General features: G+C 50.8%; 17 protein-coding genes. 12 read left to right on the forward strand and 5 right to left on the reverse strand.

The genetic code is table 11. From position 1 onward, the window contains the following. Positions 1 to 38: 38 nt before the first annotated feature. Positions 39 to 1,763, forward strand: a complete 1,725-nt coding sequence (locus tag Pan161_RS04205) for an FAD-dependent oxidoreductase (RefSeq protein WP_145224337.1) — start codon at positions 39 to 41, stop codon at positions 1,761 to 1,763. 43 nt (positions 1,764 to 1,806) lie between these two features. Here the strand turns inward: Pan161_RS04205 and Pan161_RS04210 are convergent, their stop codons facing one another. Both Pan161_RS04210 and Pan161_RS04215 read right to left on the reverse strand, forming a co-directional pair. Beyond that, positions 1,807 to 2,934, reverse strand: coding sequence for an NAD(P)/FAD-dependent oxidoreductase (locus Pan161_RS04210; RefSeq protein ID WP_145224338.1), 1,128 nt, complete (start codon positions 2,932 to 2,934; stop codon positions 1,807 to 1,809). Further along, positions 2,934 to 4,292: an SAM-dependent methyltransferase gene (locus Pan161_RS04215; RefSeq protein WP_145224339.1), complete on the reverse strand. Its 1,359-nt coding sequence runs from the start codon at positions 4,290 to 4,292 to the stop codon at positions 2,934 to 2,936. The genes Pan161_RS04210 and Pan161_RS04215 overlap by 1 nt, the downstream gene beginning before the upstream one ends. A 503-nt stretch (positions 4,293 to 4,795) precedes the next feature. Between Pan161_RS04215 and Pan161_RS04220 the strand changes: the two genes are divergently transcribed. From Pan161_RS04220 to istB, 11 genes are all read left to right on the forward strand, one after another. Then, entirely contained in the window at positions 4,796 to 6,136 is a 1,341-nt protein-coding gene (locus tag Pan161_RS04220) for a DUF1501 domain-containing protein (RefSeq protein WP_145224340.1), read from the forward strand. A 112-nt stretch (positions 6,137 to 6,248) separates the two neighbouring features. Beyond that, positions 6,249 to 8,087, forward strand: a complete 1,839-nt coding sequence (gene recQ, locus Pan161_RS04225) for a DNA helicase RecQ (protein ID WP_232103615.1) — start codon at positions 6,249 to 6,251, stop codon at positions 8,085 to 8,087. 353 nt (positions 8,088 to 8,440) lie between these two features. Beyond that, positions 8,441 to 9,328 (forward strand): DUF1559 domain-containing protein, encoded by an 888-nt coding sequence (locus Pan161_RS04230; RefSeq protein ID WP_145224341.1) that lies wholly within the window; start codon positions 8,441 to 8,443, stop codon positions 9,326 to 9,328. Between the two features lie 164 nt (positions 9,329 to 9,492). Further along, on the forward strand, positions 9,493 to 9,894 hold the full coding sequence (locus Pan161_RS04235) for a hypothetical protein (protein ID WP_145224342.1): 402 nt from the start codon (positions 9,493 to 9,495) through the stop codon (positions 9,892 to 9,894). A gap of 41 nt (positions 9,895 to 9,935) precedes the next feature. After that, positions 9,936 to 10,718 carry a DUF3386 family protein gene (locus Pan161_RS04240; RefSeq protein ID WP_145224343.1) on the forward strand — a complete coding sequence of 261 codons (783 nt, stop codon included), beginning with the start codon at positions 9,936 to 9,938 and terminating at the stop codon, positions 10,716 to 10,718. Between the two features lie 42 nt (positions 10,719 to 10,760). Further along, positions 10,761 to 12,419 (forward strand): Kelch repeat-containing protein, encoded by a 1,659-nt coding sequence (locus Pan161_RS04245; protein WP_145224344.1) that lies wholly within the window; start codon positions 10,761 to 10,763, stop codon positions 12,417 to 12,419. A 116-nt stretch (positions 12,420 to 12,535) separates the two neighbouring features. After that, positions 12,536 to 13,336: a hypothetical protein gene (locus Pan161_RS04250; RefSeq protein ID WP_145224345.1), complete on the forward strand. Its 801-nt coding sequence runs from the start codon at positions 12,536 to 12,538 to the stop codon at positions 13,334 to 13,336. Between the two features lie 71 nt (positions 13,337 to 13,407). Continuing rightward, entirely contained in the window at positions 13,408 to 13,836 is a 429-nt protein-coding gene (locus Pan161_RS04255; protein WP_197995686.1) for an RrF2 family transcriptional regulator, read from the forward strand. Next, positions 13,826 to 15,169: an outer membrane protein assembly factor BamB family protein gene (locus Pan161_RS04260; protein WP_232103616.1), complete on the forward strand. Its 1,344-nt coding sequence runs from the start codon at positions 13,826 to 13,828 to the stop codon at positions 15,167 to 15,169. The genes Pan161_RS04255 and Pan161_RS04260 overlap by 11 nt, the downstream gene beginning before the upstream one ends. A gap of 460 nt (positions 15,170 to 15,629) precedes the next feature. Then, positions 15,630 to 17,333 (forward strand): IS21 family transposase, encoded by a 1,704-nt coding sequence (gene istA, locus Pan161_RS04265; protein WP_145223926.1) that lies wholly within the window; start codon positions 15,630 to 15,632, stop codon positions 17,331 to 17,333. Further along, complete coding sequence (gene istB, locus Pan161_RS04270) at positions 17,251 to 17,961, forward strand: IS21-like element helper ATPase IstB (RefSeq protein ID WP_145223927.1); 711 nt, start codon at positions 17,251 to 17,253, stop codon at positions 17,959 to 17,961. Before istA ends, istB begins: the two co-directional genes overlap by 83 nt. Before the next feature lie 315 nt (positions 17,962 to 18,276). On the opposite strand, the gene Pan161_RS04275 is transcribed toward istB, so the two are convergent. The 3 genes from Pan161_RS04275 to Pan161_RS04285 are packed head-to-tail and all read right to left on the reverse strand — an operon-like array spanning position 18,277 to position 21,222. Continuing rightward, the gene (locus Pan161_RS04275) at positions 18,277 to 19,719 is read right to left on the reverse strand and encodes a hypothetical protein (protein WP_145224348.1); all 1,443 of its coding nucleotides are present in this window, start codon (positions 19,717 to 19,719) and stop codon (positions 18,277 to 18,279) included. 60 nt (positions 19,720 to 19,779) lie between these two features. Continuing rightward, entirely contained in the window at positions 19,780 to 20,199 is a 420-nt protein-coding gene (locus Pan161_RS04280) for a hypothetical protein (RefSeq protein WP_145224350.1), read from the reverse strand. A 54-nt stretch (positions 20,200 to 20,253) separates the two neighbouring features. Then, positions 20,254 to 21,222: a DUF1559 domain-containing protein gene (locus tag Pan161_RS04285; RefSeq protein ID WP_145224352.1), complete on the reverse strand. Its 969-nt coding sequence runs from the start codon at positions 21,220 to 21,222 to the stop codon at positions 20,254 to 20,256. Positions 21,223 to 21,325 lie beyond the last annotated feature (103 nt).

The following is a 21,325-nucleotide window of genomic DNA, read 5'->3' on the forward strand; positions in this document are numbered from 1 at the left end:
TCATAATCACCTTCCTTATAGTCTTGAAAATCAATCTCATGAAACGACGATGTTTTTTACAGCAATGTGGTATCTACGGCTCCGGAATCTTCAGCCTCAATTTTCTCCATGCATTAGAATCACGCTCCTGTTCCGCAGCTATCCCACGTGAGCAAACTGCAGACATTGTCATCATCGGCGCCGGGCTGGGAGGCTGTGCTGCAGCGCTGTCAGCCTGTCGCAATGGTGCTCGTGTAATTCTGACCGAACCGACTGACTGGATCGGCGGCCAGATCTCTCAACAGGCGGTTCCCCCCGATGAACATCAATGGATCGAGACATTTGGTCGCACCGAGTCGTATGCAAAGTTGCGTACGCTGATTCGAGACTATTATAAACAATACTACCCGTTGACGAGCAAGGCCCGAAAGACGCTCAACCTGAATCCGGGCAATGGTTCTGTTTCCCGAATCTGTCACGAACCGAAAGTCGGGATTGCAGCACTGCAGTCAATGCTGGCTCCCGCCATCAGCAGTGGCCAACTGACACTCCTGCTGAATACGCAACCGCGGTCTGCCGAACTATCCGGTGATAGAATCACCGCTGTCACCTGTCAGACACAGGGAGCAGGACATCCCGTTGCCCTCTATGGAGCGTACTTCATTGATGCCAGCGAAGAAGGGGACCTGCTTCCATTAACAAAAACAGAGTACGTGCTCGGTGCAGAATCCCAATCAGAAACCGGGGAACCACACGCTCCCGAGAAAGCGAATCCCCAGAACATCCAGTCTTTCACACATTGTTTCGCCATCGACCATCAGGCAGGGGAAGATCATACCATTGAACGCCCCGCGATGTACGACTTTTGGAAAGATCATACACCGCCATTAAAGCCTGCCTGGTCAGGTAAACTACTCTCGCTCGCATATTCCTCACCACGAACATTAGAGCCGAAAGCTCTCTCGTTTGTTCCGTGTGGAAAAGAGACTCCTGCTCCGAAGACCCGGTCTCTGAATCTCTGGCTCTACCGACGGATGATTGACCGCAATAATTTCACGCCGGGATCTTATTCCAGTGATATTACCGTCATCAACTGGCCCCAAAACGATTACATGCTGGGCAACATCACCGATGTCTCTCCTGCCGAACGGGAAAAACATATCACCGCTGCCAAACAACTCAGCCTGTCTCTTTTCTATTGGCTGCAGACTGAAGCACCGCGGCCTGATGGAGGACTTGGCTGGCCAGGTCTGCGTCTACGGCGTGACATCACAGGTACTGCAGACGGTCTGGCTAAATATCCTTATATCCGTGAATCACGGCGTATCCGCGCAGAAACGACAATCAAAGAACAGGACCTGACTCATTCAGAACGCCTCAAAGCTCTGGGCAAAGATCACAAACCACTGCTGGCAAAACCATTTCCCGATACAGTGGGGATCGGCTACTACCATCTGGACCTGCATCCCAGTTCAGGCGGTGACAATTACATCGACATGGGAAGCGTTCCCTTCCAGATTCCTCTGGGAGCCATGATACCAGAACGGGTGGAGAACCTGATCCCGGCTTGCAAAAACATAGGTACCACTCATATCTCGAACGGCTGCTATCGACTGCATCCAGTGGAGTGGTCCATTGGCGAAGCAGCCGGTGTGCTCTGCTCACATGCCATTACCAGTCAAGCAACACCACGGCAGATTCGGAATACACCACAAAGGCTCCAGGAATTTCAGTCAACGCTCACGAAGCAGGGGCTTGAACTCGAATGGTCTCGTCTCAGTTAATATGAATGAATCACTGAATCCGGGATCCGAAAGCATTCTGAATTCAACTGCGTACCAGTGGTGGCAGATGCTGTTGTAAAAACCAGCGTCCCAGCAGAACATTCCGGGTAAACCAGTGTGTGGATATGAGATGTCTGCCTAAGAACTGACGCACAGGCGCGGGGACAATGCTGCCTGCAGGTTTGTCAGGCCAGGGTCCAAAACGATCCAGTATTTTCTGTTGATAATCTGTCAACCGGGATTGGACATACTGATTTTCACACTGTCGCAAAACATCAGCTGCCATCAGTCCAGACTCAATCGCAGGCCGGATTCCCTCTCCACTTTGCGGAGAGGCCAGACCGGCAGCATCCCCAATCAGTATGACTCCATCATCCACAATCGTGCGTTTCTGCAGTCCATACAGTCGATAGGCGTGCCCTTTGAATTTCCCGAGGATCTCCCGGGGAACCCGTCCTTCCAGATCCAGAAACTGAATGAATTCGTCTCGCGCAGCAGAAAGCTGTTTTTCTCCTTCTCGACCGATGCCCACATTGAGAAATCCGTCTTTTAAAAAGCACCAGGCATATCCCCGTAAATCAGGGCTGAAATACAATTCAGGCCGTTCCGGTTGCACACGACAGGCTTTTAACTGTTCCGAAGTCAGTGGAAATTCAGTCTCCTGAGCCAGCACGACAGAATGTTCGGATCCTTTGTCCGGGTTTAACCAGCGGGCCACAGGACAAAAATGTCCCCCCGCACCAATGATGACTTTCGCCCGCAGCGTTCCATTCACCAGCCAGCCAGATTCCGTTCGTTCAAGTGAGTGAAATTTTTCCCCCAGTCGCGTTCTTGCTCCACAACGGTTTAAGAGATACTCATCAAATTCACAACGCCGAATCCCATAACTGACGGTCTGTGTAAACTCTGTTTGAACGGCAGCTCCCCCGATGATCCCGGTTCGAAAGCGGGTTATAGGTTGCAGGACATGAGATTTCTGATAGTCAGATAAATCCAGTCTCAGCAATTCTGCGACTGCTGGTGTGATCCAGCCGGCACAGACTTTATCTCTCGGAAAGGTCGCCTGATCGAGGATCAGAACATCCAGGCCTGAGTCTCGTAAGCCCCACGCGCAGGAGGAGCCTGCCGGACCGCCTCCCACAATCAATACATCACAGCGATCGGTTTGCATCAGGTCTGCTCACCTTGTCTGGACTGTGCTTGTTCTTCCGCATACAGATTAGCACGTGTCCAGGGAATTTTGTTATTTTCCCCGTTTGCAAAAACGACTTGAAACAGCTGCAGCGAACCGGATCGGAATGCGGCAACAGAAGCAGACAGATACAGCCGCCAGGTACGAATGAATTTTTCGTCGAACATTTCACTCACCTCATCCACATGCTGCTCATAGCGTTGCAGCCAGTGTTCCAGCGTGACAGCGTAATGCAGCCTTAGATTTTCCACATCCAGGACGGAGAATTTATGGGGTTCAAATATCTGCATCATTTCACTTAAGCTGGGAACATGAGCACCAGGGAAAATTCGACGTGTCGTCCAGCTATCCAGCGTGCGCGGCGAATTACAACCGATGGAATGAATCAGCCCACGCCCCTGAGGGTTCAAACAATGTGAAATCACTTCACCAAGTTGCTCATAATTTTTCAGTCCCACATGCTCCAGCATTCCGACTGAGACAAACGCATCATAATTCCCAGTAATATTACGCCAGTCATCTTCAACAAATTCCACCTGCTGCGAAAGCCCCTCCCGCTGGGCTCGATCTCGGGCATAAACAAGCTGCTCTCGTGAAATATTAAACGCCCTGACTTTCGCACCATAATACCTGGCCATATGCAGTGCCAGAGCCCCCCAACCACACCCCGCTTCCACGACCGTATCACCGGACTTAAGACCCACCTTGCGACAGACGTGATCCATTTTTGCAATTTGAGCCTCTTCCAGAGTCATCTCCGGATCTGCAAAATAAGCACAGGTATAAGCTAATTGCTCATCCAGCCAGAGCTGATAAAAATCATTGCCAATATCGTAATGATGATGGATATTGCTTCGGGCTGCATCAATGGTATTACGTTTCAACCACTCCAGACTGCTGCGCACCCCGTCTCGATAAAAGTGTTTTGTATCTACAGCATGTGTGCAATGATCGATCGCTTCATTGAAGGCAACCAGACCACCTTCCACCTCGATCAAACCCTGAGCGTAGCCATCTCCAAAATACAGGCTGGGATCGATCAGCATTTTATAGAGCGTACTGCGATTGTGTATCACCGCACGAGCCCGGGGTGGAACAGGAGATGTGCTGATCACTGACCGATCCCAGAGCATGACTTCAATTTCTGGATTGCCAGCCTGATTCAGCATCGTCCGCATCAGCCAGCGGTCAAATGCCGTTGACTTCGATAGAGGGGAAGGGGAATTGCCAGAAAGCTCAGGCAGCATGGTCTGATTTTCCCTGCCCGGCGACTCGTCCCCGGGCTGGTTCTCTCCGGGAGCATGTTTGGGTGTCACTTCCGATTTGGGTGGATTCACTTTTGATCTCCCGAACTGTAACGATCAGAATCTCTCTGTAAATAAACGCTTTCAATTCCCTGTTTTTGAATTAATTATCTCTCTATGCCTGTGAGCTATTTTCGCAGTACTCTTGCGAATTTCAAATTATTTTTAGAATTCTCAACAGGAATCCTCCTTTTTTTATCGTTAGTTACATTTTCTACTTCAATTTTGATCAGATCTGAGGTGCCGGCAATCTTTTGACATTAACGATTGGATAAACTATTTCAGCAATCCTCTATTTTCGGCGAGATCCAGTTCCGCAGTACTGATTTCACATCACCGGTCGATAATACATGAACAATCTGCTAGCGATTATTTTTCTCGCTTCCAGCGACTCTTTTAGTATTTGGGCTTGGAAAGCACTGATCGGAAGTGCTACAATTCAATACATCAATAAACCTTGATCATTGATCCACACCAAAATCGCTCACCACAAAAACTCCACTAAACTCCTGCCTGTCCTTGAGAAAGGAATGCCGATGCTGTCAATCTGGGGACCAGAGAAGAAGCTCTGTGATCGTATTTCGCGGCGGGAAATTCTGAAAATTGGCGCTCTGGGACTGGGCGGAATGAGTCTGCCACAGTTACTTCAGGCGGAGTCACAATCGGGTAGCACTAAACGCCAAAAAGCGGTCATTATGATTTACATGTGTGGTGCTCCCTCGCATCAGGACATGTACGACCTGAAAATGGATGCCCCTGCAGAAATTCGTGGCGAGTTTCGACCGATCGAAACCCGTGTCCCCGGGTTCCAGATCTGCGAGCACCTACCTCGCTTGGGAAACATTGCCGATAAAATCATTCCCCTGCGTTCCGTGCATGGTTCCCCCAATGGTGCCCACGACTCCTTCATCTGCTATACCGGTCGTACCACCCGTAATCAGCCGGCTGGTGGCTGGCCTTCCATTGGTTCTGTCGTTTCAAAACTTCAGGGTCCTGCGAACCCTGCTGTTCCTCCGTTCGTCGGGCTTTCTCCCGACACGAGACATCCTCCCTATGGCTCTCCCGGTCTTCCCGGATTTCTGGGAGTCAGCAACTCCGCATTTCGTCCTTCGGGCCCCTCGCGTAAGAACATGGTTCTGAATGGGATCGATGAATCACGACTGAATGACCGCAAACAACTGCTGGCCTCTTTCGATCAGTTTAAGAGAGAAGCTGACTCCAGCGGTTCCATGCAGGGTATGGACGACATGAATCAGCAGGTGTTCAATATCCTGACTTCCAATCGACTGGTCAATGCACTTGACCTCTCTCAGGAAGATCCTGCCGTCCGCGAGCGCTACGGTAAAGGGGATTCAAGAAACTTCGGCGATGGTGCTCCCAGAAACCTGGAACATTTCCTGATGGCGCGACGTCTTGTCGAAGCTGGTGCCCGCATCGTCACTCTGAATTTCGGACGCTGGGATTTTCACAGTAACAATTTCGGTGGCTTGAAAGATACGCATCTCCCGCAGTTTGATCAGGGCTTAGCCACTTTGATCGAGGACCTGCATGAACGGGGCATGGCGGATGACGTCGCCGTGGTCGCCTGGGGAGAATTTGGCCGGACCCCAAAAATCAATAAAGATGGCGGACGCGATCACTGGCCCGCAGTGGGTGGTGGACTGCTGGCAGGCGGCGGATTTAAAACCGGTCAGGTCATCGGCAGCACCGATCGAATGGGAGCCCAGGTCGCCGATCGTCCCATACACTTCGGTGAAGTCTTCGCCACACTGTATCGCCATCTGGGCATCGATTATAACACTGCTCCCATTCAGGACCTCTCAGGGCGTCCGCATTATCTGGTAGATGGATACGACCCTCTTCCTGAAGTATTTTAAGCCTCTTACCATAGCTCAAGAAATCCATCCTTTAGCTTTTCTGCGCAACCCGTTACGATATGTATCGACACGCTGACTGCCTGAATCAGACGATACAGATAATACGGAATTAATGATGACCCGCGCTGGAATGGATGACGCTTTACTGGATGTGCTGCACGAATACTGGGGCTATGCGGAGTTCCGTCCCCTGCAACAGGAAGCGATGACCGCCGTATTGGATGACCGGGATTCACTCGTCGTCCTGCCTACAGGCGGAGGAAAATCACTCTGCTATCAGGCTCCTGCGCTCTGCAGGGAAGGGACTGCTGTCGTAGTCAGCCCTTTGATTTCACTCATGAAAGATCAGGTTGATGCACTACGCGTTTGCGGCATCTCTGCAGCCTGTCTTAATAGTTCACTGGACCAGGAAGAATCTCGCCAGGTCTTACGCGACGTCCGGGCCGGTAAGATCAAACTCCTGTATGTCGCCCCCGAACGACTGATGCTGGAAAACATGCTCTGCCTGCTGGCAGAGATCAACCTGTCTTATATCGTCATCGATGAAGCGCATTGTGTCAGCATGTGGGGACACGATTTTCGCCCCCATTATCGTGAACTGTCGGAATTAAAAACCATCTTCCCACAATGCGGAATCCATGCTTACACAGCGACCGCGACGGAAGAGGTTCGCTCCGATATCGCCGTACAACTGGGGTTAAAAACCCCCGAAATTCTGATCGGTTCCTTCGATCGTCCCAACCTGACTTATTCCGTCGCACGACGCGCAGACCGCTTTAACCAGGTTTGTACGGTACTGGACCGTCACCCCGGAGAACCTGGAGTAATCTATTGTATTTCCCGCGCTGATGTTGAATCGTTGAGTGAATCGCTTAACGATTCTGGTTACGAAACACGTCCTTACCACGCTGGATTACCGGATGGAGAACGCGCGGCAAATCAGGAAGCCTTTATTCAGGATCGGGTCGACGTCATCGTAGCAACCATCGCGTTCGGCATGGGCATCGACAAGCCCAACGTACGATATGTGATTCACGCCGGTTTGCCCAAATCGCTGGAAAATTATCAGCAGGAGAGCGGCCGAGCAGGGCGAGATGGTCTGGAAGCAGAGTGTGTGCTGCTTTATTCAGAACAGGACGCGATGATCTGGAAGCGAATTCTGGAAGACCAGCCCGATGAATCGAAAACCAGCGCGCTACAGTCACTGCGGGCCATGCAGAACTACTGCCATTCATTTGATTGTCGGCACCGTTACCTAATGCAGCATTTCGGTCAGGATCTGGAACAGGATTGCGAAACGGGCTGCGATCTCTGTCGTGGTGATTTTCAGAAAGTAGAGGATGCTCAGATCATCGGACAGAAAATCCTCTCTTCCATTTTCAGACAGGATCAGAATTTTGGCGCTTCCTACACGGCTGCCGTTCTGAAAGGTTCCAAAGATAAAAAAGTTCTGGCAAATGGGCATAACAATTTAAGTACGTACGGATTGCTCAAAACAGAAAGTCTCTCGACGATCCGAAACTGGATCAATCAACTGGCATCTCAGGGGTACTTAACCAAAACTGCCGAATATCAACAGCTACGCATTACCAAAACCGGCAGGTTACTGCTGAAAGGTGAAATCACTCCCCAGCTCATGCGAACAACAGAGACCGGCAAATCTGAGACGAATCGCAGCTCTAAGAACGATTTATCCAATTTGAACTGGAAAGGTGTCGACCAGGACCTCTTCGAAAGCCTCCGCTTACTGCGCAAGCAGATCGCCGGGGAAAAGGGGATTCAACCGTATATGGTGTTTGGCGATGCGACACTCCGAGAACTGGCACGACACAAACCCCAAACACTGCCTCAGTTCCTGGAAATCTGGGGGGTAGGCCAGAAAAAATGTGACGACTTCGGGCAGCAGTTTCTCGACTGTATTGCTTCGCAGTCAGAACCACACCCTCAATAAGCCCTTTCACTCATTACCTTTATGATAATGCTTCTTCCACCCCATGGTAGCGGGTCGCTTAACGGACACGATTCCTCTTCGGAATGGACGTAACCCGTAGATTCCTTTCCCAATTTCACCAGAGCCGAATCCTTTTTCGATTTTTTCCACAAAATCGATATAGAAAACTTGCAGGACAGGGGATCTCTCTATACGATCCCCTTATTGAGATTGAGTTTCAATTTCAATCAGCCAGCAAGCCAAGATGGCATTTCTCCATTAGTAGCCAGCCAGCCAGACCCAACGGGCATTGAAAGATCCAGCAATCTTTCAAATTCATCACACTGGTAATTTTCTACGAATCAGGAGAAACCATGCTATCCCGCTATCGCAAGAAACGCGCCTTCACACTGATTGAGCTACTCGTCGTCATCGCGATCATCGCAATTCTGATCGCCTTACTGCTCCCCGCCGTCCAGCAGGCACGCGAAGCAGCCCGCCGTAGCCAATGTAAAAATAATCTGAAACAAATTGGCCTGGCGATTCATAATTATCACGATGCTCATACAGCATTACCTCTGGGAGTTCGTTTTCCGAATTTGGTGAGCCCCCTTGTGGCGATCCTTCCTTTTCTAGATCAGGCGAATGTCCAGAATATCTATGACTTTGATTTAGGTTACAGTGATCCATCTAATATCGAAGCAATCAATAAAACGCTACCGGTTTACCTCTGTCCTTCCATGGTAATTCCTCGTGCTGTTCCGACTCAAATCTGTGGTGAAGAAGGGGGGCCTACCAGCTACGGCCTTTCTACTGGTACCGACGAACAAGGCGATGACGGTTTGTTCGAGGGACGCGGCGGAATGGGAACAGGATACATGCCTCCTTATATCACCCGTGTTTATCGCTTCCGTGATATTACTGATGGTATGTCGAACACGATTATGGGCGGAGAGTTTAACTATAATTTAAAAGATTATACATGGAGCAGCTGCAGTGGTGATGCCAGTAAAGTTGGCACAACACGCTGGGGTTATTCACGCTGGTCATCTTCCTACCCGGGTGCTTCATTAGGTAATACTGGTGGTCAATTCAATGCAAAAACAGGATCGGGTATTTCACTCTGGCGAAGCGACCATGTCGGCGGGGGGCATTTTGTCCTGGCGGATGGTTCCGTACGTTTTGTCAGCGAAAATATTGACGCAGGCACACTAGACGCTTTAGCCACTCGTGCTGGTGGTGAAGTCATTGGAGAATTCTAATCAGATCTAATGTGATTTTGATTTAAACTCAGAGATTTGATTGACCGTCGTTTTCCAGTGTGTACAGAATCGATCATTCTGTCAGAGCGAGCAGAGATATGCTTATTATGTTTGATTATCAAAGATCAATAAAATCAGTTTTATTATTTACAGCATTAGTATGCATGAGCTTCAGTTGCAGTGATAGTTCAAGTTCTTCAGTAGAACGCGTCAAAGTATCAGGAACCGTACTCTACAATGGAGATCCACTCTCCAGTGCCAAAATTCTGTTTATCTCTGAAACACCGGAAGGAATCATCAAATCTTCTGGCATCGTGCGACAGGGGATTTATCAGATTCCCGCAGCAGGGGGCCCCCCTGTCGGAAAGGCGCGAGTCGAAATTGTCCCTAGAACTCCGGAGTTAGAAGAATTAACCCAAATTAAGGCAGAAATCAAATCTGGCAAAATTCTTTCTAATCCACTCGATCTCAAAATCCCCGACATTTACAACAAAAAGAGTCAGCTGACTGCGATGATCACAAGAGACGGTCAAAACTCCTTTGAGTTTAAAATTGAATCAAAATAAACAGCCGCCGCTAAACTATTTAACATCTGCGGAGCAAATTTATGAAGTTGTATGAACTAATTCAGAAAGAGTTAAAATGTTGGGGGCTGGCTGGCTTAATTGTCCTGCTCACACTGTCCACAACCATTCAGTGGTCACCAGCCCGGGATCAACCCAGGCTGGTTTCCAATCCCAATAAAGTAGCTGCCACTCAGTTGTACCAGAAAGTCCGGGAAGCCCGGGCCACCTGGCGCGACTTCCCCGGCTTCACAGCCGATGTCCGCGTCCAGTACAATGGTAAAAGTACGACTGGCAAGCTCACGGCTGACAAAGATTTCAAACTGAATCTGACCCTGAAAGACAATTCGTTGTCCGAGTGGAGCCTGCCTAAACTGAACTCCGTGATCGGTCATCGTAAGTACCGCAAGCAGGAACCCATCCCGGCTACGTTTGCTGATGATGAAGTGAATCACCCCCTGGGCCGACTGGTCAACATTGATGGCAAAAGCGTATCGTTTCGACTGCGGGGTGATGTCATGACCGAAGTCCATCGTCGTTCGGACAAATCCTGGTTCACGATTTCCACCTTGGATGTCTGGCGTACGAAAGAAAATGAAATACTGCCCCGCGATACCTCAGTGATCTATCGCGATCCCAAATCAGGGAGCATTACAGGCAATCGCAGCAATACGTTTGCATTCACCCGCATCGGAAACTTCGATCTGCCATCCCACATGCTGACCGTCGAAACCGGTGAGAAATTTGAACGAAATGTCGGTTCAATCACACTCTCCAATCATCGTTTAGCTTCGCCTGAATCATTGTCTCAGGCTCAATCCAGATAAAATTCCTACTACCACTTTCACCCGTTAAAGAAGAGTAACCTTATGAAGACTTTTCAATGGACCGCAGCTGTCATCTGTCTGCTGGCTGCTTCAATTACTAATCAGGCATTCGCGCATTTTCTCTGGCTCCTGCCTCAAGCAGAAGGAAAAAATAATGCCGCCAAGGTTCAACTATATTTCGGTGAAGCAGCCGAACCCGATGATCCGGATCTGCTCAAACCACTGACCGGTATTAAAGTCTGGGAGAAAAACGCCAAAGGCAAGCTGGAAACGTACTCGCTCACCGCCGGTGATGACTCACTGTTCATCACACCAGCCCCCAAGGGAGCAGGACGCGCCGCTTACGGTCTGAGCCACACCTATGGCGTTATCACTCGTGGAGAGAGTCAGTTTCTCCTCCAGTATTATGCCAAAACCTATCCCCAGAAAAGCCAGCGTGTCTGGAGTAAAATCTCCTGCACCGAACAACTGCCGCTGGATATTGTCCCTACCCTCAAAGGGGACGAAGTCACTCTGCAGGTTAACTGGGAGGGCAAACCACAGGCAGATATCGAACTCAAAATCATCGGCCCCAAAACCAGTGATTCCACAGTCACTGCTGCCACCAACGCCAAAGGCCAGCATCAGTTGAAACTGGCTGAAGGTGTTTACTCCATCCGGGCAAAATTCGTCCAGGAGAAAAAAGGCGAACACAAAGAGGACAAATATGATAGCGTGCGTCATTACTCCACTTTGACTCTCCCCTTTGTCGCAGTCGCTGAAAACAACAAAACAGCAGCCGCTTCTGAAGCTGCTAGCGACAGCAAATACCCTCACCTGCCCGAAGGGATTTCCAGTTTCGGTGCCGCCGTCAGTGGAGATTATCTCTACGTTTACAGCGGTCACATCGGTCGTGCTCACGCTCATAGTGCTGAAAACCTTTCGAAGAATTTTCAGCGTCTCAATCTCAAACAACCTGCCAAATGGGAATCACTGCCGATCAAAACCCCGCTGCAGGGTTTAGCGATGGCTCCTCACGGTGAAAGCGTCTACCGTGTTGGCGGACTCTCTGCTTACAACAAAAAAGACGAAGACTCCCTGATGGAATCGCTGCCGACCGTCGAACGGTTTTCTCCTGATAAGAAAGCCTGGGAAGCTGTCACAGACATGCCCACCGGTCGGTCTTCTCATGACTCCGTCTTTTTAGGCGACAATTTATATGTTGTCGGTGGCTGGACCATGCGAAAAGGGGACGAATCAATCTGGCAGGATGAGATGCTGGTTCTCGACGCCACTCAGGAAAAACCAGAGTGGAAAACCATCAAACAACCATTCCAGCGTAGAGCACTCTCCGCAGCTGCACATCAGGGTAAAATCTACGCCATGGGGGGCATCGACGCTGATGGCGACATCAGTCATGAAGTCGACGTCTTTTCTCCTGAAACCGGAAAATGGACCAAAGGCCCTGAGCTTCCCGGAAGCACGATGAATGGCTTCGGAACCACTGCCTGGAGCATTGATGGCAACCTGTATTTCAGTGGCATGGATGGTGGCGTCTTCCAGCTGGATCAGAAAAATAACAGCTGGAAAAAAGCAGGTACTCTGGCCACACCACGCTTTTTCCATCGACTACTGCCTGATGGTAATGGTGGTCTGCTCGCCATCGGCGGTGCTTCCCGAAAAGGACACCTCAAAACTATTGAGCAGGTCAAACTGGATTAGTGCAGACACTCTCTGTTTGAAGAGACAAGAGCTCTGCTCTGGATACGCCCCATTTCCGGGAGCTCTTGTCTCTCCTCTTTTTTGTTACATACTGATTCTTTACCGGAGAGTGCGAGATGGACCATCAAAACACACTACAGAAAGCAATCGGCCTGTTTCGACAGGGTCTGCAATTTCAGGCACTCGAATGCCTCGCAAAACTGTTCGAGGTACAACCTGACTCCGGTAAAGCGTGGGAACTCAAAGGATTGATTGAAGACTCTTTGAGCTGGCAGCATGCTTCCATTCACTCACTTGAAACAGCGACTACTCTGATTCCACTGTCTAGCTCGGGACAGTACATCCTGGCAAAAAACTACCTGGAAACCGGCAAAACGGCTCTGGGAAGTTCTGTCTTCGCAATAATACTGCAACGTGACGATATCCCGACTCGTCTGCTACCAGCCATCGCTGCTTATCTTAGTCGATACCCTGACCTCACCTACCTGGCATTGTCCGCCTGTCGCAAAGCAGTCGAACAGGACCCCGAATGTGGAGACTCCCTGCTGGGTATGGCTTATTTTATGGAGAAGCTGAATTACCCTTATCAGCAGACCGCTGGCGTACTTCGCAAAGCTGTCTCCCTTGATCCAGACAATCGACACTATCGGATGGCCCTTAGTAACATCCTGGTTCAATCAGATCAGCTGGAAGAAGCCTGGCGAACTGCCAAAGAAATCAGCCAAACCCAACTCAAGCAGATTCAATGTTCCAGTTGTCTGAATAAACTGATTCATATTTTTACGGAAGCGGAAGACCACGGCCGACGCGATTACTGCCTGAGCCTCCTGCAGCAACTGTCATCAACAGAGGCAACGTCCCCTCGTAACCCGCTGCCAGACAGTACATCCAGGCCTTATAAATTTCTGAATCGGTGAATTGTTCTCAGCCCGTGGTGGCTGTTCGAATTCGATTCGTATTCAACATGAACCAGGAACAAGTCATTGACATGATATCTCAAACCGAAGCATATGCTCTGCGAGCTATGACCTGCCTGGCATTTCGTTTTCCCGATTATATGACTCGAAATCAACTGTCCGAGGCGGCAGACGTCCCCCATGCCTATCTCCCAAAAATCATGCTGGAACTGAATCGCACTGGCCTGATCCGCTCGCAGCGGGGACAGAATGGCGGCTATGCTTTGATTCCGACTCCACAGGAAATCTCGTTACTCGATGTGATTAAATCAATCAAAGCAGGATCTCAGCGCGAGTTGTATCAGTGGAACTCGGATACTTCGAACGAAATCCGACAACTCGATCAGCATCTGAATCACACTTTTTCCATGTTGGAGACCAGTCTCGAACAGACATCCCTGGCCGACATCTTTAACAATTCAAACCGACCAACGACTGAGGTAACTGATCGTGTTCAATAATAAACACTGCCTGCTCTTAACTACGATCGTCTTGATGAACGCTGCATCTACACAAGCTGCAGACACCTGGACCGGATTCCGTGGCACGGGCTCCAACATTTCCACCGCCACAAATCTCCCATTAAACTGGTCTCCCGCTCAGGGAATCCGCTGGAAGCAGACCGTGCCCGGTTATGGGCAGTCTTCACCCGTCGTCTGGAAAGATCACATTTTCGTCACTTCCATTGAAGGCCCTCAACAGGAAAAATGTTTCATCCAGGCCTTTGGACTGACGAACGGAAAACTGCTCTGGAGCAAAGAATACCCGGCCAGCCAGACTAAAAAGACTTCGTCCATGGTCTCGCGTGCTGCACCCACGCCCGCTGTGGACGAGCAGGGTATCTATGCCTTCTTTGAAAGCGGTGACGTCATCGCCTGTTCGCATGACGGGGAAACACTCTGGCAGCGGTCCCTGGTAAAAGATTACGGTCCCTTTGTCAGTAATCACGGGATCGGCAATTCACTCGCGCAGACGCAAGATCAGCTGATTGTCTTAACCGCCCATGATGGTCCTTCCTATCTCTTGTCGCTCGATAAAAAGACGGGGAAGAATCTCTGGAAAACCGACCGGGAAGAAGGCGTCGCCTGGACATCCCCCGTCATCGCCGATCGTGCTGGCACCCCCGAAATCATCGTCAGTGCCAAAGGGACGGTCACAGGCTACCAGGGAATCACCGGCGAGCTGCTCTGGACTCTGTCCGGAATCAGCGGAAATACCATTCCTTCTGCTTCTGTCTTTGATGACTATATTCTGATCGGTGCCGCCACCGATCGTCGTAACCCCAATGCAGCCAAAGCCAGTGAATCCAACTGCTGTCTGAAACTGGTTACGAAAGATGGTAAACCAACCTATGAAATCGTCTGGAAAGCGGAAAAAGCCGTCTCCTATTACTGCACGCCACTCGCCTATGAGGGCTGTGCCTACTTCGTAAATAAAGTCGGTGTCGTCTATTGCCTGGACCTTAAAACCGGTAAGCAGATCTATGCAGAACGACTGTCCGGCCCCTGCTGGAGTTCGCCGCTCGCCGCTGGTAACAGAATCTATTTCTTCACGAAAAAAGGGACTACTGATGTCGTTAAGCCCGGCTCCGAATTCAAATTGCTGGCCTCCAATGAACTCTTTGCTGACGAACCCGAAAAACCAGCACCCAAAGATAGTTCGCAAACAGGACGCGGCTCAGGAGGCGGTTATCCGCAGCTGGGGCCGACCATTTATGGCGTCGCAGCAGTAGACCAGGCCCTCTTGATTCGTACGGGCACAGAACTCTACTGCATCGAAGCGCAAGGTAAATAACCATCGTCATGCGGAATCCAAATCCACTCTGAAATGTTCAGGGTGTTTTTTTTTGCATCGCTGGATGATCACCACACATTATTGCAGTTGACAGCTCCCCGCGGCTCGAGATACTGCGCAAACTGTGTCGCGCGCGTGTCCACTTTTACAAGAACTGCTTATCGCGAATCACTGAACCGATTCGTCTTGTATTGTACTGGGCATCCATTGTTTTTCTTTTCCTTCAGAAAAATATTCGGTGAATTTACCTGCGGATCAACACACATCCGCCGACATGGCACTGGAATCGTTACCACATCGGCATATATCACCACTATATCGCTTCCTGTCGCCATATGCTTGCTTGGAGATTGGCGTGCAAAGCGGACCCACTTTGGGGGAGTTATTGGCGCGTAAAATGGACCCATCGTAGCAAGTTCCTGATACTGGAGGCTTTTGACCTTCAGTTTCGGGGTGAAGGATGCTTACGGTGGACGATTACGGACGTATACGGCGTGCTCATCGCGACGGGATGAGCATCCGGGAAATCGCTCGGACATTTCATCATTCACGGCGAAAGATCCGCGAAGTATTACACGGTGCAGGGCAACCGCAACAATATTCGCAGCGCCAGACTCAGGCGGCTCCCCGACTGGGCCCCTTCCATGAGACCATCCGACAGATTCTCGCCGATGATGAATCGCAACCACCCAAACAGCGGCACACAGCACAACGAATCTTTGAGCGACTGCGGGACGAGCACGGCTATCTCGGCGGTTACGATGCAGTTTGTCGATTCGTGCGGAAGCACCGAACCAATAAACGTGAAACATTCATCCCGCTTGATCACCAACCGGGCCAACGGCTGGAAGCCGACTTCGGCAAGATTTATGTCGATTTTCCCGACGGACGACGACGGGTTTCAGTGTTGATTCTGGTCTGGTCGTATTCCAACGCCCCCTTTGTGATCGCTCTACCGACGGAACGGACCGAAGCGATTCTGGAAGGCATGGTGCAGGCGTTCGAGTATTTTGATCGCGTTCCCAAAGAAGTCTGGTGGGACAACCCGAAAACGGTAGCCGACGCGGTGCTCAGCGGGCGGAGTCGCAAAATCAACCAACGTTATGCAGCCCTGGCAAGTCATTATGTCTTTGAACCACTGTTCTGCCTGCCGGCCAGCGGGAACGAAAAACCGGTCGTTGAGAATCGCGTGAAGACGTTGCAGCGGAAATGGTCGACTCCGGTTCCCAAGATGGAAGATTTCGAGGAACTCAACAACTATCTTCGGCAATGCTGCCTCCAGGAACAGCAGCGTCTCAGTAGTGGTAAGACAGAAACCATCGGCACACGATTGGAACAGGACAAACAAAACGCCGCCGGGTTGCCCAGGCACCGCTTTGATCCGTGCATCCGCCGGGAAGTAAAGGTCAACAAGTATCAGTTCGCCCGGTTTGAGAACGTGGATTACAGCGTGCCGCGACAGTGTGCGTTTCAGACGGTGAGCGTCAAAGGTTACGTTGACCGTGTGGAAATGGTCTTTAAGGGAACTGTGGTGGCAACCCATCAAAGAAGCTATGAGAAAGGGTGTCAGATTCTTAACCCGTTGCATTACCTCGCAGCTTTGGGGCGGCGACCGGCTGCGTTAGATCATTCCAACGTCTACCGTCAGTGGAAGCTACCGCCGGTGTTTGACGAACTTCGCGAACGGCTGGAAAACCGGCATGGCTTATGTGCGGGAGCAAAACAATATGTACGAGTGCTACAGCTATTGTCCGCACATCCAGTCCAGCGCGTCCAGAAAACCATCGAACAGTTGCGTGGCCCCGAAGGAGCGGATGCCGACCGGATCATTCGCCGGGTCAAACGCAGTACCGCGCATGCCCGCAATCAGCCTGATTTCTCTCCGGCAACTCTGAGCAAAGAAGAATTGAGTCGTCCGGAGGTCTTGTCGGTACAGGTTCCCTGTCCGAGCCTGAACCATTTTGATTTGTTTCTTTCTACGTCAACACAAGGAGATCATCGTGCCCCCACAAACAATACAGAAGAAAAACGATCCGAATCTACTGCTGCAGAGCAATCTCAAGCAGTTAAGGTTACCGGCCATGAATGCGGAGTTCGAGAAGTTGGCCCACGAAGCGGCCAACTCAAATCAGACGTTCGAGCAATATCTGCTGCAGTTGACTGAACTGGAAGTGGCGGCACGGTCCACGAATGCGCTGACCAGCCGGATCAAACAGGCTCAGTTCCCAGTGGAAAAAGGGCTGGAAGATTACGACTTCGCGGCCATGAAATCAGTCAACAAACAGAAGGTGTTGGAGCTGGCCCGTGGTGAATGGGTCCGGCAACATACCAATCTCTGTCTGCTTGGTCAGCCGGGAACGGGCAAAACCCATCTGGCGATTGCACTGGGCCTGGCCGCCTGTCGTGAAGGAATCCGAACGAAATTCTTCACCGCTGCGGCACTCGTCAATCAACTGGAAACCGCGCAACAGCAATACAGTCTGGAGCGTCTCCTGAACAGGCTCGACAAGCTCGATCTGCTGATTGTCGACGAGCTGGGTTATCTGTCTTTCAGCCGTGCTGGTGCGGAACTACTGTTCCAGGTGTTTGCTGATCGTTATGAAAGACGAAGTCTGCTGATCACCAGCAACCTCGCCTTCAGCGACTGGGGCCAGATCTTTCAGGGCGAACGGATGACGGCAGCACTTTTGGATCGATTAACGCACCATTGTGAAATATTTGAGATGAATGGTGAAAGCTATCGGTTCAAAGAGTCGATGAAACAAAAGAAGCCACCTCGCAAAAAAGCCTGAGTCGCTTCCACACTTTGGCATACTGACCACCACGTTACCCCACGTGGTTAACCCAACCCCAGGTGGGTCCCATTTCCGCGCCAAAGTGGGTCCGCTTTACACGCCAATCTCCACTTGCTCTTGACCTGCTGTTGTCCTTAACAAAAATAGTATCCATATCTTGACCTCTCCCTGACAACTGATTCTGACATCGAAATAGAAAACCCGCAACATACCATTCGCGCGGCGCAGGATCGGAAATGATCCACTGGGATTCTACTCGATCTGTCGTTCTCAGCCGTAGATGAAGATTCAGCAGTAGTCGATTGACAACCCTCAGTCTCCCCGATCCTGCTGACCGACCGCGATCACCTTCGTGGGCACGCCTGTCACAGAAAATTCGCCCACCGGTACCAATGTCTTCAGTGACAGCGCTTTAATCATCCCCGTACCCGGCTCCGACCAGAATCCATAGCGGCCCGCCTGATCGAATGCGATCGTGTGATGTCCATAATGCCCCTCCACTTTGCTGGCTCCCACTTTCATTGTTTTCAGTAGCGTGGCATCCTGAAAATTCAGATCTCCATCAGGGTCCAGGTCGATCACACTTAAAAATTCATCCTGATCCAGTTCCTGCGGATGATTGTGAAATACAAACGCCAGCCGTTTCCCCCACGCAGTTTGACAGACCTCTAATGAGACAGGGGCGTTCCCTGCCAGCATTGATAGTGGTATGGAAATCAAAGCTGGTGTATCATGTTTTGCATCCAGCAGACACAGGCGCGCTTCCGGTCCTTTTCCGGATACAAACAGGACATAATTTCGATGCGTTTGGAAGGCCCCCGTACGCTGGGGCTTCTGAGTTTCGGTATCAACACCTAACGTAATATGCTGCACATTTACCTGCTGCTGCTCAGAGGGCAGGGGATTCCGATCTGCTTCACACCAGCAGATCCCATCCGCGGGCGCAAAAAAGACTTTCCCTGCACAGGTCGTCACACCGTGAATGGCCCCCGTGGGCAGCGAGAAGGAATAACAGATCTCCGAATTCCCCTCTGGTAGAACTCGGGTGACATCGATTAGACCTTTCTTTGGTCCACCGCCGGCAATCCAGGACGCGTACCCGGTCGTCCCCTCTACTACCGCCAGAGTGATATGCTGGCCGCCGCCTCGATGAAATCCCGCCATGATCGGTGATTCCGTTCGATCCCGGTATCTTCGCGGGTCAATCCGCGTGTATCCCGAGTTCCGATCGTTGGCCAGGTAATAGACGCCCTGGTAACAATACAGGTGCGCCGGATTCCCCTGTTGATCGTCCAGTTGAGACTCCACAACGCGTGGCTCCTGTTTGAATTTCCAATGCGCGTGGTCTCCGTGAGATTCTTCCTCTACACCCGTTTCCAGAAAAACCCAGCCACTCTGATGGGTCCCGTCCTTCCGATCACGTACCCCGACCAGCATTGTCTGCAAGGAACTTTCCATCTGTACCAGATTCTGCTGCTCCGCATCCAGCCTGGGAAAACCAGGAACGACAGACGGCGTCGACATTTCCAATGTTTCACCTTTCAGAATATCCGCCCAACGGACCGTTTTTCCTGCATGATCCTGAATAAACAGGCGACACACCGTCGGCTTATTGTTCGTGGATTCAGCGATTCCCTCCTTTTCCTTCGTCTCAGCCTTTGATCCTTTCGAGTCGGCATCGGCGGTGACACACCCTGAAATCGTCCATGATATCAGTAACAAAATAGAACATCGCTTCCAGAATCCGGAATTCATTTTGCACCTCTTCCATTGTTTCAAATCTTGTAAATTCAATCTTAAAGATAATTCACTCACTCATTGCGAATCCGACTGATAAGGATTTCCTGTCCCCTCCAGCAACTGATAACGCCCGCGATGAAATTGCACGCACGACCAGAGTGGTTCCTCAGCCGTTCCCTGAATCCAGTAAAACCGCCTGCGATTCTGAATTCCGTGATAGATCACAGGTATGCCTGCGACTGCGGGACTGCCCTGCATTCCGGGTTGTAACTGGAAGAAACGGGATAACACGGCGGCATCGGAACCGCTGAAGCCAGCTTCACGCTGCCAATTCAATCCGTCAGCTTTAAACGTCTCCGGTGCTTCAAATCGGGGAGCGACAGATAAAGTCGTCCTCTCTTCAGCACAACCGCCTCCTGTGAGGAGACAGCCCATCAATAGACAGCCTATTAATAACAGGTCATAACGGAGGGACGGCGCTTGAATTAAAATCATGTTCAACTTTCACTGCTTTCGAATCAGCTCTCTGAAATGAGTTCAAGGGGTCTGTCAAAATTCGCCGAGTACATTCCCGTCCGCACGACCAAACAGGTCACGTAGCGTCTGCAGATGAACATTCTCGCTCACAAACCGCACACTCCCGTCGCAAAGCAGAACATTCGCGCCGCCAATATGCAGACTGCGTGCCCCTGAAATCACCTCCCCATGATGTGTCACATCCGGGTGGGGAGAATTGGGCGGATAATAGCCGTGTACCAGCGTGTTATAGCCCAGAGCACGAATCCAGCTCGCCGCGCGTCTTCCCTCATATTGAGTCGCGCCTCGTCCTGTGAGATCGTCAGATGTTGCAGAGCAGGGGCCACCACCACTCACACGTTTCATTTGACGATCCGCATTCAGCAGAGTCGCCGTATCCGGACCTCGATCTCCAAACAGAGTTTCCGCCATGAAAATCGTGTTCGATGTCCCGTCCGTAATATCGCGAAAGCGGGTAGAAGAGCCGCGCCAGAACAACCCGTCGTTTTCGCTGGTGCAATATGCAAGACTCTGCCCCGAGCCACCATTCACCATATAATTTGATCCGGCCCAGATCGTTCCATTCTCATCAGCGTAAAAAACCGAGCCCGCATCACTGGGACACATAAACACGGGCAAAGCCTGCTGCGCCACGACTTCCAGCGCCGGATTGATCGTCGCCGCCCAGGCAGGCCCCGTTAACAGCGGTTCCCGGAAATCAATCAGATCATGCAGGTTTCCCTGTTCAAGATGAGGCAGCAGCTGCGCCGAAGGAGAATATCCATACAGCGAATCAGCGGCTAATAAAGGCAGACGCGAGTGTGTTTCATGATAATTATGCAGCGCCAGTCCCAGTTGCTTCAGATGGTTCTTGCATTGAGTCCGCCGTGCCGCCTCGCGCGCCATCTGGACAGCCGGCAGCAGTAACGCAATCAGAATCGCAATGATGGCAATCACTACCAGCAACTCAATCAAAGTAAATCCTCTTCGCAGACGTTTCATTTCCCCTCCCGATATCGGTCTATCATTTTTCAGACGGAACCACACAGCACAAACAAATTCTGCCTGTTTCCAGTCCTGACTTCATCACGGGAGACATCCTACA

The sequence above is a fragment of the Gimesia algae genome, assembly GCF_007746795.1.
In the GTDB taxonomy this organism is placed as follows: Bacteria; Planctomycetota; Planctomycetia; order Planctomycetales; family Planctomycetaceae; genus Gimesia; species Gimesia algae.

Bases quoted from the DNA above. Each gene is read 5' to 3' on its own strand.
- Pan161_RS04205 (WP_145224337.1), top strand. From the start codon at position 39: ATGAAACGACGATGTTTTTTACAGCAATGTGGTATCTACGGCTCCGGA.
- Pan161_RS04210 (WP_145224338.1), bottom strand. From the start codon at position 2,934: ATGCAAACCGATCGCTGTGATGTATTGATTGTGGGAGGCGGTCCGGCA.
- Pan161_RS04220 (WP_145224340.1), top strand. From the start codon at position 4,796: ATGCTGTCAATCTGGGGACCAGAGAAGAAGCTCTGTGATCGTATTTCG.
- recQ (WP_232103615.1), top strand. From the start codon at position 6,249: ATGATGACCCGCGCTGGAATGGATGACGCTTTACTGGATGTGCTGCAC.
- Pan161_RS04230 (WP_145224341.1), top strand. From the start codon at position 8,441: ATGCTATCCCGCTATCGCAAGAAACGCGCCTTCACACTGATTGAGCTA.
- Pan161_RS04235 (WP_145224342.1), top strand. From the start codon at position 9,493: ATGAGCTTCAGTTGCAGTGATAGTTCAAGTTCTTCAGTAGAACGCGTC.
- Pan161_RS04240 (WP_145224343.1), top strand. From the start codon at position 9,936: ATGAAGTTGTATGAACTAATTCAGAAAGAGTTAAAATGTTGGGGGCTG.
- Pan161_RS04245 (WP_145224344.1), top strand. From the start codon at position 10,761: ATGAAGACTTTTCAATGGACCGCAGCTGTCATCTGTCTGCTGGCTGCT.
- Pan161_RS04250 (WP_145224345.1), top strand. From the start codon at position 12,536: ATGGACCATCAAAACACACTACAGAAAGCAATCGGCCTGTTTCGACAG.
- Pan161_RS04255 (WP_197995686.1), top strand. From the start codon at position 13,408: ATGATATCTCAAACCGAAGCATATGCTCTGCGAGCTATGACCTGCCTG.
- istA (WP_145223926.1), top strand. From the start codon at position 15,630: ATGCTTACGGTGGACGATTACGGACGTATACGGCGTGCTCATCGCGAC.
- istB (WP_145223927.1), top strand. From the start codon at position 17,251: ATGAATGCGGAGTTCGAGAAGTTGGCCCACGAAGCGGCCAACTCAAAT.
- Pan161_RS04275 (WP_145224348.1), bottom strand. From the start codon at position 19,719: ATGAATTCCGGATTCTGGAAGCGATGTTCTATTTTGTTACTGATATCA.
- Pan161_RS04280 (WP_145224350.1), bottom strand. From the start codon at position 20,199: ATGATTTTAATTCAAGCGCCGTCCCTCCGTTATGACCTGTTATTAATA.
- Pan161_RS04285 (WP_145224352.1), bottom strand. From the start codon at position 21,222: ATGAAACGTCTGCGAAGAGGATTTACTTTGATTGAGTTGCTGGTAGTG.